This is a genomic window from Plantibacter sp. ME-Dv--P-095 (assembly GCF_030209365.1).
Lineage (GTDB): Bacteria > Actinomycetota > Actinomycetes > Actinomycetales > Microbacteriaceae > Plantibacter.
This window is the reverse complement of record NZ_JARVSB010000009.1, coordinates 144,234-160,858: the sequence shown is the minus strand read 5'-3', so window position 1 is coordinate 160,858 and position 16,625 is coordinate 144,234. Positions and strand designations below refer to the sequence as shown.

General features: G+C 71.0%; 14 protein-coding genes. 9 read left to right on the top strand and 5 right to left on the bottom strand.

Features of this window, described 5'->3' with window-relative positions; all coding sequences use genetic code 11:
* Window positions 1-12: 12 nt before the first annotated feature.
* Entirely contained in the window at window positions 13-3,063 is a 3,051-nt protein-coding gene (locus tag QRN26_RS12915; protein WP_285037138.1) for an FtsK/SpoIIIE domain-containing protein, read from the top strand.
* A gap of 33 nt (window positions 3,064-3,096) precedes the next feature.
* Here the strand turns inward: QRN26_RS12915 and QRN26_RS12910 are convergent, their stop codons facing one another.
* Window positions 3,097-4,101: an asparaginase gene (locus QRN26_RS12910; protein ID WP_285037137.1), complete on the bottom strand. Its 1,005-nt coding sequence runs from the start codon at window positions 4,099-4,101 to the stop codon at window positions 3,097-3,099.
* A complete protein-coding gene (gene gabT, locus QRN26_RS12905) occupies window positions 4,098-5,471 on the bottom strand; it encodes a 4-aminobutyrate--2-oxoglutarate transaminase (RefSeq protein ID WP_285037136.1) in 1,374 nt (457 codons plus the stop codon). Before gabT ends, QRN26_RS12910 begins: the two co-directional genes overlap by 4 nt.
* Before the next feature lie 82 nt (window positions 5,472-5,553).
* On the opposite strand from gabT, the gene QRN26_RS12900 reads away from it, so the two are divergent.
* Window positions 5,554-6,045, top strand: coding sequence for an OsmC family protein (locus QRN26_RS12900; RefSeq protein ID WP_369796486.1), 492 nt, complete (start codon window positions 5,554-5,556; stop codon window positions 6,043-6,045).
* Window positions 6,046-6,096: 51 nt separating this feature from the next.
* On the opposite strand, the gene QRN26_RS12895 is transcribed toward QRN26_RS12900, so the two are convergent.
* A complete protein-coding gene (locus QRN26_RS12895) occupies window positions 6,097-6,894 on the bottom strand; it encodes a lysophospholipid acyltransferase family protein (RefSeq protein WP_056012376.1) in 798 nt (265 codons plus the stop codon).
* Between the two features lie 147 nt (window positions 6,895-7,041).
* Between QRN26_RS12895 and QRN26_RS12890 the strand changes: the two genes are divergently transcribed.
* From QRN26_RS12890 to ispG, 7 genes are all read left to right on the top strand, one after another.
* Complete coding sequence (locus QRN26_RS12890) at window positions 7,042-8,040, top strand: FKBP-type peptidyl-prolyl cis-trans isomerase (protein WP_056012373.1); 999 nt, start codon at window positions 7,042-7,044, stop codon at window positions 8,038-8,040.
* Between the two features lie 34 nt (window positions 8,041-8,074).
* Window positions 8,075-9,154 (top strand): 1-deoxy-D-xylulose-5-phosphate reductoisomerase, encoded by a 1,080-nt coding sequence (locus tag QRN26_RS12885; protein ID WP_056012370.1) that lies wholly within the window; start codon window positions 8,075-8,077, stop codon window positions 9,152-9,154.
* Window positions 9,155-9,240: 86 nt separating this feature from the next.
* On the top strand, window positions 9,241-10,575 hold the full coding sequence (locus QRN26_RS12880) for a M50 family metallopeptidase (RefSeq protein ID WP_056012367.1): 1,335 nt from the start codon (window positions 9,241-9,243) through the stop codon (window positions 10,573-10,575).
* Between the two features lie 112 nt (window positions 10,576-10,687).
* A complete protein-coding gene (locus QRN26_RS12875) occupies window positions 10,688-11,914 on the top strand; it encodes a sensor histidine kinase (protein ID WP_056012364.1) in 1,227 nt (408 codons plus the stop codon).
* Window positions 11,911-12,570, top strand: a complete 660-nt coding sequence (locus QRN26_RS12870; protein WP_056012362.1) for a response regulator transcription factor — start codon at window positions 11,911-11,913, stop codon at window positions 12,568-12,570. Before QRN26_RS12875 ends, QRN26_RS12870 begins: the two co-directional genes overlap by 4 nt.
* A 136-nt stretch (window positions 12,571-12,706) precedes the next feature.
* Window positions 12,707-13,045 carry an SHOCT domain-containing protein gene (locus QRN26_RS12865; protein WP_285037135.1) on the top strand — a complete coding sequence of 113 codons (339 nt, stop codon included), beginning with the start codon at window positions 12,707-12,709 and terminating at the stop codon, window positions 13,043-13,045.
* A 76-nt stretch (window positions 13,046-13,121) separates the two neighbouring features.
* Window positions 13,122-14,282, top strand: coding sequence for a flavodoxin-dependent (E)-4-hydroxy-3-methylbut-2-enyl-diphosphate synthase (gene ispG / locus QRN26_RS12860; RefSeq protein ID WP_056012355.1), 1,161 nt, complete (start codon window positions 13,122-13,124; stop codon window positions 14,280-14,282).
* A gap of 64 nt (window positions 14,283-14,346) precedes the next feature.
* On the opposite strand, the gene QRN26_RS12855 is transcribed toward ispG, so the two are convergent.
* Together QRN26_RS12855 and QRN26_RS12850 are read right to left on the bottom strand one after the other, a co-directional pair.
* Window positions 14,347-15,702: a DUF6716 putative glycosyltransferase gene (locus QRN26_RS12855; protein WP_285037134.1), complete on the bottom strand. Its 1,356-nt coding sequence runs from the start codon at window positions 15,700-15,702 to the stop codon at window positions 14,347-14,349.
* On the bottom strand, window positions 15,695-16,624 hold the full coding sequence (locus QRN26_RS12850) for an N-acetylneuraminate synthase family protein (RefSeq protein WP_082456156.1): 930 nt from the start codon (window positions 16,622-16,624) through the stop codon (window positions 15,695-15,697). Before QRN26_RS12850 ends, QRN26_RS12855 begins: the two co-directional genes overlap by 8 nt.
* Window position 16,625: the final 1 nt, after the last annotated feature.

Genomic DNA, 16,625 nt, shown 5'->3' with positions numbered 1-16,625 from the left:
TGCACTGGGACCATGAGCCCCACGGACGTCACCGCTTCGGCGATCGCATCGCACCGGACCACCACGCCCCCGGCCCGGCTGCACGCGCCGCGCAAGCCGGAGGAGGCGGCGTCCGGTTCGCTCCCGATCCTCGCGAGCATCGCGCCCGTCGTCGGGTCGCTCGCCCTGTTCGCCATCACCCGATCACCGGTCACGCTCGTCTTCGCCGCGCTCGGTCCCCTGATCGCCGTCGCCGGGTTCGTCGACGCGCGTTGGACGCGCCGTCGGCGTGGGCGACGGGCGCGAGCCGCCTATCGCCTTGCCGCCGACGAACTGGAGCGCGAGATCGAGCGAGCCCACGCCGTGGAACGCGAGGAGCTGCGCACCCTGCATCCGGCGGGTCGGTCGCTCGAGCTCCTCGACGGCCCGGACCGCGCACGATGGCGCGTCCCCGACCACCGACGAACCCTGGTGAGCGTCGGCCGCGGCCAGACCGCCAGCTCCGTCCGAGTCGACGCCGCGGCCGACGACGAGCGATGGGCGTGGGCGGCGCGGCTCTCGGACGCGCCCGTCGTCGTCGACGCGGCCGAGGGGATCGGCATCGTCGGCGGGAGGGTGCTTGCTCGTGCGGTGGCTCGCAGCATCCTGGTCCAACTCGGCCGTCAGCTGCCCCCGCATGCGGCCGAGTTCACCCGCGACGCCGCCCCCGGTTCCGACGTCGAGGGCGCACCCTGGGCCTTCCTCGACGACCTGCCACACCGATCGGCGGCGATCGCGGTCGACCCGTTCCAGAGCGGGCGCGACGTCGAGTCCGTCAGGGTCTCGATCTCCGAACGGTGGCAGACAGGCACCGCCACGCCGGCCCGTCAGGTGGGACGCCCTCCAGCCGGTGGCGTGCTCGTCGCGCTGTCCGACACGATCGAACTCCTCCCGACGAGATGCCGGCACCTCCTCGTCCTCGATGCCGACGGGCGGACGACACTGGCCGACGGAACCGGAGCATCGCCGTCCGTCACCGTGGCCCCGACACTCCTGGCCGAGGCCGAGGCACAGCACCTCGTCGGTGCGCTCGCCGCGGCCGCGCTGACGACGGGGGAGTCCCCGATGCTCTCGAGCCTGCCGTCGAACGTCGCCTTCGAGGAGGTGGGTCCGGTCCGGGGGCGGCGCCCGCATGATGAGGCAGGCTGGGCACCCGACGCACTCCGTGTCCCCATCGGGCTCGGAACGGACGGCGAGGTTACCCTCGACCTCGCGGCGGACGGACCGCATGCCCTGGTCGGCGGCACGACGGGGAGCGGGAAGAGCGAGCTGTTGATCACCTGGATCACGGCGCTCGCCGCACGGTCCTCACCACGGGAGCTCTCGTTGCTGCTGGTCGACTGCAAGGGTGGCGCCTCGTTCGGTGCCGTCGAATCACTGCCGCACGTGGTGGGTATGGTGACCGACCTCGAGCCGGGTGCCGCGGAACGGGTCGTGTCGAGTCTGCGCGCGGAACTCCGGCACCGGGAGCGGATCCTGGCACGGTTCGGGGCTCGCCATCTCCTGGACAGCGCCCTCGCGCCCGACGATCGACCGGCGCGGCTCGTGGTGGTGGTGGACGAGTTCCAAGCGCTCCTGGACGCCAGCCCACACTTGCACCAGGTCTTCGCAGACCTCGCTGCGCGTGGTCGATCGCTCGGACTCCATCTGATCCTCTGCAGCCAGCGTCCGGCGGCCGTCGCGGCCGACGCCATCCTCGCCAACTGCACCCTGCGCCTCTCGCTCAGGGTCACCTCCCGCCAGGACAGCACGGCGATCCTCGGCGTGGCCGACGCCGCTGCACTCCCCGCAGGGACACCTGGTCGCTGCATCGTCTGGAACGGCGAGGGGCGGGTCGTCTTCCAAGCCGCCGTCACGAGTCCTGGTGATCTCACGGCGGTGCGCGAACGCTGGCGCCACGCGCCCCGCCCTCGACGTCCCTGGTTGGATCCGCTCCCGTTCAGCCTCCCGCTGCAGGCCGTCCTCGAACTGGATTCCGGCCGGACCGACGGCCAGACGCTCGCCGGCGACGAGACGGATGGTGAGGGCATCGTCTTCGGACTCGCCGACCTTCCCGAGGAGCAGGCACAACGACCGGCGATCTGGCGGCCGTCGACCGACGGATCATTGCTGGTCCTCGGTGCCGGACGCTCCGGCCGGACGTCCTTCCTGGACACGGTCGAGGCCTCGGCACGAGGTCGATGGCGGGTCGAGCGCGTGGCGCACGATGCCGAGCAGGGCTGGGACGTCATCATGGCGCTGGCCGAACCGCTCCGCCCGCCTGAGAGGATCCTGCTGCTCGTCGACGACGTCGAGTCGCTGCTGGCGACCGCCGGAGACGAGCACGGAGCCGCGCTCCGCGAGGCGATCCTGACCCTCCTCCGCGATGGCGGACGCCGCGGGGTCAGCGTCGTCCTGGTGGCCTCGCGGGTCGGCGGCGTGGTCCATCGCTTCTCGGCTCACCTGGACAGCACCGTGGTGCTGCGGCTCGCGGATCGTCAGGATCATCTCGTCGCCGGCGCTCCGGCGAGTTGCTTCGACCCGCGGCGCCCGGCCGGACGCGCGCACTGGCAGGACGCGGAGGTGCAGATCGCGATCACGTCACCGCTGCCGCACGGGGCACCCATGACCGATGCCCACCGGTGGCGGCCGGCACCCGGCAGCACGACGGTCGTCGTGACCCGCGCACCGGGTGTGCTGCGTTCGGCGCTGCAGCAGCGCGACACCTCGCACGCCGAGGTGCGGCTGATCGAACCGGCGGCAGAACCGTTCCCGCACCCGATGGTCGCGGGGAACCGGAACGATGCGTTCCGACACGACGATCCGGCGGCCGTGATCGTGCTCGTCGACCCGGAGACGTGGTCGTCAGGTCGACTGGTGGTCGGGCGGGACCTCCCGCCGCGGGTGGCGCGGGCGGACCTCGTGATCCATGCCTGTTCAGCCGCGGACTTCCGGCAGGTGACGCGGAGCCGGGAGCTGCCGCCGCTGCTCGGCTACGCGAGCGGTCGGGCCTGGTGGTGGCGCGCCGGCGAGCCGAGCCGACGGGTCGATCTGCTTGATGACTGAATCACTCGCCGAGCAGACCGGCCCCGACGGTGATCAGACAGCCGTGACGGTGATGCGACCGACGACCGCTGCGCCGCCGTGGACGGCGAGGTCGAGCTCGGGTTCGAGAGCGTCGACGGCCGCCGCGTCGAGCGCGCCGACCGAGACGAGCAGTCGCAGGGCCACGATCGTCGAGACCCGGAGCGAGCCGTCGAGCACCTTGAGTGCCACGGTCGCGCCACCCGGGACCGACATGACCATGACGCCCTCGGCGCCGAGCTTGGCGAACACGCCGAGGCGTTCGATGACGAGGGTGTTCGCTCGGCCCGGACCGTCGAGCGCCCAGCCGTCGGCGAGGACCGCCGCGGTGAGCAGCCCGGCGTTCCGGTACAGGGCGAACGGCGAGGTCGGCGATGAGTTGACGACGCGCCCGATGCCGCGCGCGAGCCCGGTGAGGGAGATCGCGTGCACGGGGGCACCGCAACCGTCGACGCCGCTCGCGGCCGGCTTCTCGCCGGTGAACCGCTCGATGGTGTCGCGGACAGCGAGCTGCAGCGGGTGCTCGGGATCGAGGTACGTCGCCTGATCCCAGCCGTTCTGCGCACAGGCGAGCAGCATGGCAGCGTGCTTCCCGGAACAGTTCATGTACAGAGGACTCGTGCCGAGTCCGTCGCGGACGAGCTCGTCGCGCGAGGAGCGGTCGCCCGGCCAGTCGGCCGGACACTGCAGCGCCGAGTCCTCGATGCGAGCGCGTCCGAGCATGCTCCGGACGACCTGGACGTGCTTGCGCGTACCGGCGTGGCTCGCGGTGGCGAGCACGGCTTGTGCGCCCTCGAGCGAGACGCCCGCGTTCATGATCGTGATCGCCTGGAACGGCTTCAGGCAGGAGCGGGGGAAGACCGGCGCACTCGGCGTGCCGAGGCTTGCGAGCACCTCGCCTTCCGGCCCGAGGACGATCGCCGAACCGGCGTGCCTCGACTCGACGAAACCACTGCGTTCGACGACGGCGAGCTCGACGGCGTCCTCGACGCCGAAGGTCTGCGGGGCCGCCGTGCTCACAGCGCCGCGAGCGCCTGGTCGATGACGGTCATCGCGTCGGCGATGAGGTCGTCGGAGACCGCGAGGCTCGGGAGGAAGCGGAGGACGTTGCCGTAGGTGCCGGCCGTGAGGACGAGCACACCCTGCTGGGCAGCCGCGGCCGCGATGGCACTGACCGCCGCCGCGTTCGGCTCCTTCGTGGTGTCGCCCGTGCCGGGCTGGACCAGCTCCATGGCGATCATCGCGCCGATGCCCCGGACGTCGCCGATGATGTCGTACTTCCGCTGCAGCTCGAGCAGGGCTGCCGTGAGCGTCGCGCCGATGCGGTCGGCCTCGGCGAGCAGGCCGCGGGACTCGATCGATTCGAAGACCGCGACCGAGGCGGCGCACGCGACGGGGTTGCCGCCGAAGGTGCCGCCGAGCCCGCCGGGCTGGCTCGCATCCATGATCTCGGCGCGCCCGGTGACCGCGGCGAGGGGGAGGCCGCCGGCGATGCCCTTGGCGCTCAGCACCAGGTCCGGGACGAGGCCGAAGTGGGAGCTGGCGAAGTACTCGCCGGTGCGGGCCATGCCGCTCTGGATCTCGTCGGCGATGAACACGACGCCGTTGGCGGTGCACCACTCCTGCAGGGCGGGCAGGTAGCCCTCGGCGGGCACGACGAAGCCACCCTCGCCCTGGATCGGTTCGACGACCAGGCAGGCCAGGTCCGTCGCGCCGATGCGCTTCTCGAGGTAGGCGATGGTGCGCGCCGCTGCCGCCGTGCCGCTGAGGCCGTCGTGGTACGGGTAGGAGTTGGGTGCGTGGTAGACGTCGCCGGCGAACGGTCCGTAGCCGGTGGCGTACGGGGCCGCCTTGTAGTTCATCGCCATCGTCAGGTTGGTACGCCCGTGGTAGCCGTGGTCGAGCACCGCGACGGCGCGGCGACCGGTGTACTTCCGCGCGATCTTGACACCGTTCTCGACGGCTTCGGCGCCGGAGTTGACGAGCACGGACTTCTTCGGGAAGTCGCCGGGGGTGTGCTCGGCGAGGAGCTCGGCGACCCGCACGTACTCCTCGTAGGGCGTGATCGTGAAGAGCGTGTGGAGGACGTCGGCCGCCTGGTCCTGGACGGCGCCGACGACGGACGACTCGGTGTGCCCGATCGTGGTGACGCCGATACCGGCCCCGAGGTCGATGAACTGGTTGCCGTCGACGTCGACCACGATCGCACCGTGGGCGCGCTCGATGTAGACGGGCAGGACGCTCGACACGCCGTCGGACACGACAGCGGTCCGGCGAGCGTGCAGCTCCTGTGAGCGGGGCCCCGGAACGGCCGTCACGATCCGACGCTCCTGCGTCACGCTGGGGGCGGAGGCGGACGTCTGGTTCGTGGTGTCGAGCGTGTCAGTCATAGTCCTCCAGCGTAGCGCGACCTCCTGACACCGGAGCCGCTGGGCGGGCCCCCGGCGGGCAGGCCAGTGGGATACTGGTGGCATGATCTCCGGCCACCACGACTACGCCATCGGTGTCCGCTGGGACGGCGACCTCGGAACAGGTACGAGCGGCTACCGCGACTACTCCAGGGAGCTCACCGTCACCGCGGTCGGCAAACACGATCTCGAGGGTTCCGCCGACCGGCCGTTCCGGGGCGACCCTGCCCGGTGGAATCCGGAGGAGTTGCTCCTCGCGTCCCTCGCCCAGTGCCATCTGTTGTCGTACCTGCACGTCGCGGTGACCCTCGGTGTCGTCGTGACGGCCTATACGGACGACGCCGTCGGCACCATGGTCGAGGACGGTGCGGGCAGCGGTGCCTTCACCGAAGTCGTCCTCCGGCCGCGCGTGACCGTCGCGGACCACTCGATGGTCGACGCCGCGAGGGCCGGGCACGCCAGGGCGAACGAGCTGTGCTTCATCGCCAACTCGGTGAACTTCCCGGTGCGGCACGAGCCGACGATCGTCGTCGCGGGATCCGACGACGCCGTCTGACCGACTGGCCGCCGCCGGCCGGCGGCGCACCGCACGGTCCGATGCCGCGACTCAGAGTCGCTCGGGGCGCAGGGCTCGCTTGATCCGCTCGACGGCGTCCGCCGGCGGCGACTCGTTGTAGGCGTTCGCGAGTTCCTGCCCCGTGAGGGCGTGGATCGCGGACATGATCTCGTCGGTCGCCTTCCGGCGTGCGCGCCCTGACTCAGCGGCACCGTGGTGACTCACGTCGATCGGCTCACCGAAGATCACGGTGACGGGTTTGAACTTCGGGATCGTCGTGCCGACCGGCATGAGCTCGTCGGTGCCGATGAGGCCGACGGGCACCACGGTCGCGCCGGTGGTGAGCGCCAGCCAGGCGACCCCGGTCCTGCCGCGGTACAGACGTCCGTCGAGTGATCGGGTGCCCTCGGGGTAGATCGCGAAGGCGTCTCCGCCCTCGAGGATCCGCCGTCCCTGGTCGAGGGCCTCCTGGGCGGCCTGTCCGACGCCGCGTTCGACGCCCACGGCGCCGATCGAGGTGAAGAAGGTGCGCGAGACCCAGCCCTTCAGTCCCCGGCCGGTGAAGTAGTCCGACTTCGCGAGGAACTGCACGCGTCGAGGCGCACTGATGGGGATCGCGATGCTGTCGATGAACGAGAGGTGGTTGCTCGCGAGGATCACCGGGCCGCGCTTCGGCACATTCTTCCGGCCGATGATCTTCGGGCGGTAGAGCAACTTCGCCGTGGTGTTCAACACGGCCCGCCCGACGTAGTAGACGAGTCCGGGCTTGGAGGTCGGTTCCGCGGCCTCGGCCGGTTGCGTCTCCGACGATTCCCGGGCGCGTCGCTGCGTCTGCTCCTCATCGGCCATGCGGACGACTGTACTCGCGGACGCATGCGTGGGTCGGCATACTGGCCTGGCGGCGGTGCACCCGAGATGCTCGGCGCGCTGTCAGCCAGCATGGAGCCTCGTGGGTGAGACTGGACCGACCCCTCAGCAACGACCGAAAGTTCCCCTGTGCGCAAGAGCCTCTCCCTCCTGGCCGTCATCGCGTCCCTCGTGTCGTTGACGGCCTGCAGTTCGGCGACGTCGCAGTCGCAGGCGCTGGCCGGTCCGGGGGAATGCGCCGACACGAGCGCAGGCACCGCCTCCAAGGCGATCTCGGTGAGCGGCGACTTCGGCCGGATCCCGGAGGTCACCTTCGCGAAGGGCACCCTCTCGGCGGAGACGACCGAGCGCACGATCGTCGCGAAGGGCGACGGCGAGCGCGTCGATCCGGGCGACACGACGTTCGTCGAGATGTCGATCTACAACGCCGTCACGGGCTCCATCGTCGCGCAGACCGCCTACGGCGCGAGCCCGGCGACGGCGATCGTGGTCAACGACCAGAAGTACTTGAAGGGCCTCGTCCGCGCGGTCGAGTGCACGACGGTCGGCACGCGGGTCGCGGCCTTCGTGACCGCCGGTGACGGATTCGGTTCGGCGGGCTCGAGCGACGGCACGGTCCAGGCCGACCAGCCCCTCGTCGTGGTGGCCGACGTGCTCAGCACGGTCCACAGCGACGCGAAGGCGGACGGCGTTCCGCAGGAGCCCGTCGCCGGGATGCCGGCGGTCGAACTCGACTCCGCAGGCCGGCCGACGGTGACGATCCCCGAGGCGGCGGCCCCGGCCGAGCTGCAGGTCGCGGTCCTCAAACAGGGCGACGGCGCGGTGGTCCAGCCCGACGCCGAGGTCATCATCAACTACCAGGGCGTCAACTGGCGGACGGGCGAGGTCTTCGACGAGAGCTGGGGCAACGGGCCGACGAACTTCCAGCTGTCCGCCGTGGTGCAGGGCTTCTCGAGCGCGATCGCCGGCCAGCACATCGGCTCGCAGATCGTCGCGGTCATCCCGCCCGACCTCGGGTACGGGCCGGCCGGTGGCAACAGCCAGGCCGGTATCGAGGCCGACGACACGATCGTGTTCGTGATCGACATCCTCGACGCGAGCAGCACCACCGCGCCGGCAGCAGGCTGACCGTCCCACCGCCCACCGCCGTAGACTGACCGGCGTGAGACGCGTCATCATCCTCGGATCCACCGGCTCGATCGGTACGCAAGCGCTGGACGTCATCCGTGGCGACCGCGACCGCTTCGAGGTGGTCGGCCTGACCGCCGGCTCCAACGCCGAGTTGCTCGCCGAACAGGCCGCCGCGTTCCACGTCGACGACACCGCCCTGGGAGCGGACGACGCCGAACGGCTGATCCGGAGCGTCGACGCCGACGTGGTGCTCAACGGCATCACGGGTTCCATCGGGCTCGGACCGACGCTCGCGGCCCTCGAGACCGGTCGGACGCTCGCGCTGGCGAACAAGGAGTCACTCATCGTCGGCGGCGACCTCGTCCGACGCATCGCGGCTCCCGGCCAGATCGTGCCGGTCGACTCCGAACATTCGGCGATCGCCCAGGCGCTCCGCTCGGGCACCCCGGCGGAGGTCCGTCGGCTCGTGTTGACCGCCTCGGGCGGTCCGTTCCGTGGTCGGGACCGTGCCTCGCTGGCCGATGTCACCCCGGCAGAGGCCCTCGCCCACCCCACCTGGGACATGGGCCTCGTCGTGACCACCAACTCCTCGACCCTCGTCAACAAGGGCCTCGAGGTGATCGAGGCGCACCTGCTGTTCGACGTCCCGTACGACCGCATCGAGGTCACCGTCCACCCGCAGTCGATCGTCCACTCGATGGTCGAGTTCGTCGACGGCTCGACGATCGCACAGGCCTCCCCGCCCGACATGCGGTTGCCCATCTCGCTCGGCCTCGACTGGCCGAACCGGGTCGGCGGCGTCGGTGTCCCGCTCGACTGGACCGTGCCGCAGCAGTGGACCTTCGAACCGCTCGACCACGAGGCGTTCCCCGCGGTGCGCCTCGCGAAGCTCGTCGGTGGACAGGGCCGGACCTACCCGGCGGTGTTCAACGCCGCGAACGAGGAGGCGGTCGAGGCGTTCCACGCCGGGCGACTCGGCTACCTCGGCATCCTCGACACCGTGCGGGCGGTCGTGGACGACCACGAGGCGCCCGAGGGCGAACTCACCCGGGAGGCGCTCGCCGAGGCGGAGCGTTGGGCGAGGGCGCGCGCGCAGCAGCGGATCGGTTGACGCCCCTCGTCGCCCGTCCAGACCCTCAGGGCGTCCGCACAGCCGGCGCGCAGTCGGGGCCGTCCTGGCGCGAGTAAGGTTGCGCCGTGGAAACCGTCCTCCTCTACATCCTCGGCATCGTCATCGTGCTCGTGGGCCTCATCGTGTCCATCGGGCTGCACGAGGTCGGTCACCTCGTGCCGGCGAAACTGTTCGGGGTGCGTGTCACCCAGTACATGATCGGATTCGGGCGCACCATCTGGTCGCGCCGGAAGGGTGAGACGGAGTACGGCGTGAAGATGATCCCGCTCGGCGGGTACATCTCCATGATCGGCATGTTCCCACCGAAGCAGCCCGGCGAGGCCGCGCGGAACGCGAGCACCGGCTTCTTCGACACCCTCGTTCAGGACGCACGTGAGGCGAGCGCCGACACCATCGGCGCCGGCGACGAGGAGCGCACCTTCTACCGTCTGCCCGTCTGGAAGCGGATCGTCGTGATGCTCGGCGGTCCGACGATGAACCTCGTGCTCGCCATCCTGTTCATCGGCATCGCGGTGTCCGGGTTCGGTGTGCCGCAGCAGAGCAGCACGCTGACCTCCGTGTACGAATGTGTCCTGCCGTCGACGAGCGAACGCCAGAGCTGCGCATCCGGCGACCCGGAGAGCCCGGCCGCCGCAGCCGGCCTGAAGCCGGGAGACACGATCCTGTCGATCCAGGGCACCCCGGTCACCACCTTCGCGGAGGTGTCGGCGGCGGTGCAGCGCTCGCCCGGCGAGCCGCTCGCCCTCGAGGTCGCCCGCGGTGATGGACGACTGGACCTCACCCTGACGCCGCTGCTCCTCGAGCGGGACATCGTGGACGCCGACACCGGCAAGATCGTGACGAACGCCGACGGCTCGCCCAAGACCCACGAGGTCGGCTTCGTCGGGATCACGCCGCAGCAGCAGATGGTCGCTCAACCGGTCACCGCCATCCTGCCGACGGTCGGCGACACCATCGCCCGCACCGCGAACATCATCCTCAACCTGCCGCAACGGCTCATCGACGTCGGGCAGGCGGCCTTCGGTCCCGGGGAGCGCGATCCGAACGGCCCGATGAGCGTCGTGGGCGTCGGACGGGTCGTCGGTGAGGTCGTCAGCCTCGACCAGATCCCGGTCGCGTCGAAGGCGGCCACGGTGTTCGGCATCCTCGGCTCGCTCAACGTCGCGCTGTTCGTCTTCAACCTCATCCCCCTGCTGCCCCTCGACGGCGGTCACGTCGCCGCAGCGCTGTGGGAGGCCCTCCGGCGCGGTGTCGCGAAGGTCTTCCGCCGCCGTGATCCCGGCCCGGTCGACGCGGCGAAGCTGATCCCGCTGACCTTCGGCGTGGTCATCGTGCTGGGCGGCATGAGCGCCCTGCTCGTCTACGCGGACATCGTCAAGCCCGTCAACCTCTTCGGATAGTCGCGACGCGCCCGTAGGCCGGGTGCTCCGAGAACGTTGTACTCCCGGGGGAGTACGGACCGTGCACCGCGGAGCCGACGCCACGGGCGAGGCCCGCGGGTACCATGCAGGGATGCCATCGGTCGAGACGAGCGCGGCGCACGGGCGCCAAAGCGACGGTCGCTTCGGCGATCCGCTGATCCGCCAGGGCCGACCCGTCTGGCGGCTGTGGGCTCCTGTGGTCGTCTCCTTCGTCGTCCAGGTGCCGGCGACCGCCGCCCTCGCGCTCCATGGCTCACTCGCCGCAGGAGCCGACGCTTCCGCATGGTCGCGCGTCTCGGCCGTGCTGACGGTGCTCGGTGCCGTCCTGGCCCTGCTCGCCGCCCGGCGATCGCCCGGCCCGACGGTCGCCGTCGTGGCCGTCCTCTCTGGCGCCTCCATGCTCACGGGCCCGGTGTGGGGACCGCCGGCCGTGGCCCTCGCGTTCGCCGCCGGATCGGGGATCGTCCGCGGGGCGCGCGGCTGGGCCTACCTCTCGCTGGGGCTCGCCTGGGTGCTCCCGCTGGCCGCTGCCCTCGCCGTCGGTTGGGGGCTGTCCGGTTTCCGGATCGGGGTCACCTCGGTCCTCGTCGTGATCGCCGTCCTCCTCGCCGAGGGCCTCCGGACGCGGCGCGAACAGCTCCAGGCGTTCCGGATCCGCCAGGGGGAGCGCCGCGCCTCAGCCGCGCAGGAGGAGCGCGTCCGCATCGCGCGTGACCTGCACGACGTCATCGCGCACTCGCTCGCGCAGATCGCCGTGCAGGCCGGGATGGGGCTCCACCTCATGGACTCCCAGCCGGAACGTGCGAGGGAAGCGCTCACCAACATCAGGATGGCGAGCACGGCCTCGCTCGACGAGGTGCGCGGACTCCTCGACGTCCTCCGAGGCTCCGACGGCTCGGCCGATCCGGCGACCGGCGCGCCGACCCGCCCGGGGCCGGACCTCACCGCGCTGCCGCTGCTCGCCGATGCCCTCCGCGAGCAGGGTGTCGAGGCGGTGCTGGAGCAACACCTCACCACGCAGCCCGGCACTGCCGTGCAGTCGGCGCTGTACCGCATCGCTCAGGAGAGCGTCACGAACGTCCTCCGGCATGCGCGTGCACGGCGGGTCGCCATCGAACTCGTGGAAGCGGACGGTGTGTACCGCCTGTGCGTGACCGACGACGGGGTCGGGGCGCCGCCGGGTCCTGCGGAGCGCGGGAACGGGCTGCTCGGGATGACCGAGCGCGCCGAACTCCTGGGCGGCACGCTCGAGACGGGACGCGGCCCGCTCGGCGGGTTCCGTGTCGAGGCGCGCGTCCCGGTGCGAGGTGTCGCATGATCCGCGTGGTCGTCGCCGACGATCAGGCGCTCATCCGTGGTGGGTTCCGCGCCCTGCTCGACGCCGAGCCCGACATCGCGGTCGTCGGCGAGGCGGCGACCGGCGACGCGGCGCTCGAGCTGGTCCGTCGCGAGCACCCGGACGTCGTGCTCATGGACATCAGGATGCCGGGTGGTGATGGTCTCGCCGCGACCGAGCTGATCGTCGCCGACCCGGCGCTGGGGTCGACCCGCATCATCGTCGTGACCACGTTCGAGCTCGACGAGTACGTCGCGCAGGCCATCCGCGCCGGCGCGAGTGGGTTCCTGGTGAAGGACACGGAGCCCGCCGAACTCATCCGAGCGGTCCGGGTGGTGGCGTCGGGTGACGCCCTCCTGTCGCCGGGGGTCACGAGACGCCTCCTGACCCAGGTCGCCGGGGTCATCGCGGCGCCGCTCGACGACGCAGCGATCGTCGGCCTCACGGAACGCGAGCGTGAGGTGCTGGCGCTCGTCGGGCGAGGCCTCACCAACGAGGAGATCGGCGGCGCCCTGTTCCTCAGCCCGCTCACCGCGAAGACCCACGTGTCGCGCATCATGTCGAAGTTGGCCGCGCGTGATCGGGTCAGGCTCGTCGTCATCGCCTACGAGACCGGGCTGGTCAGCCCCGGTTCCTGAGCGGAGCACGGCCTACTCCCCGGGGAGTCCCGCGAACGGTCCCGTCGTCGGATGCGTGCGGCCGACCGCCGGAGGAGGCTCGAGGTCGTGATGCGGACGACGGTCGTCGTCGCCCGCCCGACGAACGGAGTCCCTCGTGTCCACCTCCCTGACCATGCTCGCCACGACCGCCATGCACCCGGGTTGGAACGGGCCGGGGTCCCACCTCCTGTGGCTCGCGCTCATCCCGGTGTTCTGGATCGCCGTGATCGCCCTCGTCGTCGCGCTCGTCGGTCGACGGTGGCGTCGCCGCGCCTGGGCCGGAACGTCTCCGGACGGCCGCCAGGGGCCGCCGTGGGCCTGGCGTCATGAGGGGACACGGACCGCCGAGCAACTGCTCGCCGAGCGGTTCGCCCAGGGTGAGGTGGACGAGGCCGAGTACCGCGAACGGCTCGGCGTCCTGCGGTCGAACCGCGAGGCTCCGCCCACCCGCTGACCGCCGATCGCGACGTCCCAGCCGGCATTCAGCCCACGGGGAGCCTGCGGGGCGTCGCGCGCGTAAGCTGAGGCTCGTGGTAGCTATCAATCTGGGTCTTCCGTCGGTTCCCGAGACGCTCAGCCCGCGACGCAAGTCGCGACAGATCAAGGTCGGCAAGGTCCTCGTCGGCGGTGACGCCCCGGTGAGCGTCCAGTCGATGACGACGACCCAGACGACGAACATCAACGCGACCCTCCAGCAGATCGCGGAGCTCACCGCCTCCGGTTGCGACATCGTCCGCGTCGCGGTCCCGACCCGCGACGACGCAGAGGTGTTGCCGATCATCGCGAAGAAGAGCCAGATCCCGGTCATCGCCGACATCCACTTCCAGCCCGCCTACGTGTACGCGGCGATCGACGCGGGTTGTGCGGCGGTCAGGGTCAATCCCGGCAACATCCGGAAGTTCGACGACCAGGTCGGCGAGATCGCCCGTCGGGCGAAGGCGGCCGGTGTCTCCCTCCGCATCGGCGTCAACGCCGGCTCCCTCGATCCACGCTTGCTGCAGAAGTACGGCAAGGCCACACCGGAGGCCCTCGTCGAGAGCGCCGTCTGGGAGGCCAGCCTCTTCGAGGAGCACGACTTCCACGACTTCAAGATCTCGGTCAAGCACAACGACCCGGTCGTCATGGTGAAGGCCTACCGACTCCTCGCGGAACGTGGTGACTGGCCCCTGCACCTCGGCGTGACCGAGGCTGGTCCGTCGTTCCAAGGCACGATCAAGAGCGCGACCGCTTTCGGCATCCTGCTCTCCGAAGGGATCGGCGACACCATCCGTGTGTCGCTCTCGGCCCCGCCGGCGGAGGAGATCAAGGTGGGCCTGCAGATCCTGCAGTCGCTGAACCTCCGCGAGCGGAAGCTCGAGATCGTCTCCTGCCCGAGCTGTGGACGCGCCCAGGTCGACGTCTACAAGCTCGCGAACGACGTCACCGACGGCCTGGAGGGGATGAGCGTCCCACTCCGCGTCGCCGTCATGGGCTGTGTCGTGAACGGTCCGGGGGAGGCCCGTGAAGCCGACCTCGGCGTCGCCAGCGGGAACGGCAAGGGGCAGATCTTCGTGAAGGGTGAGGTGATCAAGACGGTCCCGGAGTCCGAGATCGTCGCGACGCTCATCCAAGAGGCCAACCGGCTCGCCGCCGAGATGCCGGCCGACGACAGCTCCACGGGCGCACCCGTGGTCACCGTCGGCGCGAACTGACCGGGTCGCGCTGTTCCCGTCGACGGTGGCACCGCCTGATCGGGCGGCACCACCGTCGTGATCGTCAGCGAGCCGTCCGGTGCCGGGCGCCGCGCGGAGCCCGCATGGTCGGCTCCGGTTCGATCGGCTCCAGCCGGCGTGACGGGATCGGTCGCCGCTCGGCAGGTCTGATGCCGCGCGCGCGGCGCACCAGGCGGCGGGCGATCTGGATCGGCCGACCGATGACGAAGGCGACCGTCCCGAGGACGCTCGTGTCGGCTCGACCGAACGCCCGGCGTCGCTCCCAGCCCGTGCGGAGCATGCCGCCCCGGCTCTGTCGGGCCCGCGGACGGATCGGCAGGACACCACGGTCGCGGGCGGCGAAGGCCACCTCGGACCGCTCGATCCAGTCGTCCTCCTCTTCGGGGTGGAAGTAGTTCTGCTGGAGCCAGTCCTCGTTCGGGTGGCGGAACCGCGCGGCCATGAGCTCATCCTTGGACGCCAGCAGGCCACTGCCCTCGAAGACGCTGTTGATGAGCGCCGGATCGACGCCGAAGTCGTCGAGCACGATGACCGGGACCCCGGCCGCCACGGCCTCGATCGCCGCGGTGGAGCTCACCGTGACGAGACCGGCCGCGTGGCCGAGGTGCACGGCCATCGACCCGGTGGCGACCCTGAGATTGGTGGGGATCGGGCCGGTGAGGAGGGTGTCGAAGGGGAAGTGCTCGTGATGCGTCTGGGGGTCGCCGGCGAGCCCTCGGACCTTGATGACGACGTCGAGGTCCCGATGCCGGTTCGCGAGGGTCCGCAGCCAGGAGATGATCCGCAGCCGGTCGCCGCGATCGGCCGGAACGGTCGCCTGCGCCGCGAACACGACCCGGGTCCGTGGTGCCGGATCGACGTCGACGGCGGGCGGCCGGGTCGGGGCGACGGCGAGGAACGGCAGGGTGGCGAGCGCGAAGGCCGGCTCGACCCCGTGCTCCGCGGCGAGTTCCCGGTAGGCCGCGACCTCGCGGTGGCTGTGCAGGATGAAGACGTCCGCCTGGGCGCGGAGGAAAATCCCCTTCCACTTCGCGGGGATGGAGATGCCCGGCAGACCCGTGAGGAGGACCGGGCGGGTGGTGCGCCCCAGCGCGAGTAGCTCGGAGATGACGACCTCCGCGACCGGCCCCCTGGTCGAGACGAAGACGCCGTCGGGGCGCTCGGATCCGACGAAGGCGATCAACTGGCGGAGCGTCAACCGACGGACGGAACGCCCCTCGAACGCCGTGTGGAGCAACGCGATGTCCACCTGGCGGTCGGTCGCCGACACGTCGCTCTCGATCAGGACGAGGTCGACGTCCCAGTCGGTCGCTCGGGAGAGGGTGGCGGCACCCCACTTCACGAAGGAGTCGGAGTCCACCACCCCGATCACCCGCCGGCGGGGTCCGTGATCAGGCATCGACCCTGCGCAGTTTCGCCAACGGTGCGAGTTCGCCGGGGAAGATGCGCTTGACGCCGTCGCCCATCGCCGTCTCGATGACGCGGATGTCGCGGACGAGGTTCGAGAACCCGTGCGGCTCGAGCGAGGCGGCGTGGTCGGATCCCCACATGGCGCGGTCGAGCGTGATGTGTCGTTCGACGACCTTCGCGCCGAGCGCGACCGCGGCGAGGGAGATCTGCAGTCCGGTCTCGTGCCCGGAGTAGCCGACGGGCACGCCGGGATACCGGGCCGCCAGGCTGTCGATCATGCGGAGGTTGGCCTCCTCGGGCGGCAGCGGGTAGGTGGAGGTCGCGTGGAGGATCACGAGCGGGGAGCCGGCGAGGAGCTCGACCGCGCGGTCGATCTGCTCGAGCGTCGACATCCCGGTGGAGAGGATGATCGGCTTCCCCGTGGCGGCGAGACGGGTCAGCAGCCCCGAGTCGGTCACCGAGGCCGACGCGACCTTGTGGGCACTGACACCGAGGTCCTCGAGGAAGTCGACGGACGGCTCGTCCCAGGGGGAGGCGAACCAGCTGAGACCCCGCAGGGTGGCGTGGTCGCCGATCTCGATGTACTGCTCACGGTCGAACTCGACGCGGTAGCGGTACTCCAGGTAGCTCATCTCACCCCAGGGCGTCTGCCGCGGGACGTCGCGCATGTGTGCCGGGGTCGAGATCTCCGGCGTGCGCTTCTGGAACTTGACGGCCTGAGCGCCGGCGTCCGCAGCGACGTCGATGAGTCGCTTGGCGAGTTCGACGTCGCCGTTGTGGTTGAGGCCGATCTCGCCGATGACGTAGGCGGGGGCGTCGCCGCCGACGGGGATGCCGTCGATCCGCACGGGGGCCGGCGTGACACCGCCGTCGATGGTGGTCCGGTCGTTCGAGTCCTGGTGGATGCTCATG